This is a genomic window from Brevundimonas sp., assembly GCF_031082345.1.
Taxonomy (GTDB): Bacteria; Pseudomonadota; Alphaproteobacteria; order Caulobacterales; family Caulobacteraceae; genus Brevundimonas.
Window position 1 is genome coordinate 1 of record NZ_JAVHLH010000356.1, and the last position, 2,027, is coordinate 2,027.

Annotated in this window: 4 protein-coding genes; all 4 read right to left on the minus strand. The window is 70.2% G+C overall.

Features of this window, described 5'->3' with window-relative positions; genetic code table 11:
- Positions 1 to 8: 8 nt before the first annotated feature.
- Positions 9 to 437: a hypothetical protein gene (locus RDU12_RS15230; protein WP_308685481.1), complete on the minus strand. Its 429-nt coding sequence runs from the start codon at positions 435 to 437 to the stop codon at positions 9 to 11.
- Between the two features lie 37 nt (positions 438 to 474).
- Positions 475 to 948, minus strand: a complete 474-nt coding sequence (locus tag RDU12_RS15235) for a hypothetical protein (RefSeq protein ID WP_300293199.1) — start codon at positions 946 to 948, stop codon at positions 475 to 477.
- 86 nt (positions 949 to 1,034) lie between these two features.
- Complete coding sequence (gene flgH, locus RDU12_RS15240) at positions 1,035 to 1,775, minus strand: flagellar basal body L-ring protein FlgH (RefSeq protein WP_300293197.1); 741 nt, start codon at positions 1,773 to 1,775, stop codon at positions 1,035 to 1,037.
- A gap of 15 nt (positions 1,776 to 1,790) precedes the next feature.
- A partial coding sequence (locus RDU12_RS15245) for a flagella basal body P-ring formation protein FlgA (protein ID WP_308685483.1) occupies positions 1,791 to 2,027 on the minus strand: 237 nt, incomplete at its 5' end.

Sequence of the window (2,027 nt, forward strand, 5' to 3'; positions counted from 1 at the left end):
CCGGGCGATCAGCCCGAGCACAGTTCGGTGAAGCGGCGCAGTTTGGCAAGGTGGGGCCGGGGGACCTCGACGGCGCGACGGTGCTCGCCGACGGCGGCGGTCAGCCGGCCCTCGGCGGCGAAGGCCGCGAACACGGGGTGATCGGTGCGCAGCGTCAGCTTCAGGGCGCCGCGTTCGCCCGTCGATTCCGTCACGGCGGCGGCTTCCCCGGCCGTCACCCGGGCCATGCCGGTCTCGGCCGCCCCTCCGTAAAAGGCCACGCGGGCGACGCCCGAGGCCGGGTCGCACTCCAGGGTGAAGCGCAGATTGGGGGTGTCGGGGACCTCATTGGCCAGGGCCACGCGGGCCTCGTCCGTATAGAGGGTCCACGTCCAGCCGGTTTCCGGGGCCGTCGTTTGCATCGCCAGAAAGGCGAGGCCGGCGATACTGGCGATCATGGTTCAGCCCCCCGCTGAATGGTCTTCCAGGATGTGATCAGACCGCGTCGGTTCCGCAATAGGCGAAAAACCGCTCCACAAGACGCTGTTCTTTGTCGTCGGCGGTCAATTCGAAGTGACCGGCCTCGCCCTCGACCGCCAACTTGCCGCTGCGGGCCAGCTTCTGGAGGGCCGGAGCGCGCAGGGGTATGCGGGCCTCATCGGCGAGGCCGCCGCCGAGCGGATCGATCGCGGCCGACTCCATAGACGCCTTGACCAGGCGCGGGCTGGCGGGCTGCACGTCGCCATAGACGACCGCCTGGGACTGGCCCGGCTCGCAGGTCATCATCAGCGCCAGCTGGTCCGAATTGGCCACGCCATAGGCCAGCTTGGCCATCGCGCCCTCGTGGCTCAGGTGCCAGCCCATCGCCGGCGCCGCGCCCGTTTCAGGGGCGGCGTCTGTGGCGCGCGATTGGGCGGCGACGGCGATCAGGCCGAGGGCGGCGACGGCGGGGATGGCGAACTTGAACATGAAAACGATACTCGCGTCTGACTGGGCAAACGCGGGGTTCCGTTAACGGTTCACGGCTCCGCTTCGGGGAATATCGGCCCCGCCGGTCAGAACGGGCTGAAACGCTCGACCAGCGACTGGGCCGCGGGCGTCGCCTGGACCCGGCTGATGTCGCCGCGGCCGCCGTAGCTGATGCGGGCCTCGGCGATCTGGGTGTGGGCGATGGTGTTGGCCGAGCTGATGTCCTCGGGCCGCACGATGCCGGCGACGGTCAGTTCGCGGACCTCGCGGTTGGTGCGCACTTCCTGCCGACCCTGGATCACCAGATTGCCGTTCGACAGCACGTCGGTGACGACGGCGGCGATGGTCAGGCTGACCTTTTCCGAGCGATTGACCGAGCCGGAGCCGTTGGCGCTCGACTCGCCCTCCAGCCCGACCAGATTGCCGGGGTCGAAACCGCCCGGGAAGGCGCGGCCCAGGCTGTTCTCGAGGCCGAAGAAGTTGGTGATCCCGCCCGACATCTCGTTGGTGCGGGTGCGCGCGGTCGAGTTCTGGGTCTGGGCGCGGTCGTCGATGTCGATGCTGACGGTGACGATGTCGCCGATCCGGCGGGCGCGCTGATCGCCGAAGAAGGTGCGCGCTCCGGTGCGCCACAGGCTGTTGGCGCTGGCCGCCGCCCGCTGCTGCTCGGGGGAGGGCAGATAGACCTGGCTGGTCGGCACCAGGGCGGCCGGATAGCCGATGGGGGCCAGTTCGGGGCCGCGCACCGCCTCGATGGCGGTCGAGCAGGCGCCGAGCGCCAGCGTCGAGGTCAGGGCGGCGGCGGAGACGATCAGGGCGATGCGCATGAGTACTCTTTCCCTCTAGCGGGCGGCGAACTGTTGAGCGGAGAAGTCCCGGGCGGCCGGGCCGGCGATGGCCTGGCCCGGGGCGACGGCGACCGCGTCGATGGTGCGGCCGGACTGAAGGTTGCGGATGGCGAAGCGCTGACCCTCGGCGGCGTTGCCTTCGGCGCGGCCGGTGATCGTCAGACGCATGCCGCCGGCCTGCCAGATGACCTCGACGATGTCGTTGCGGCTGATGATCCGGTCGGCGTAGGC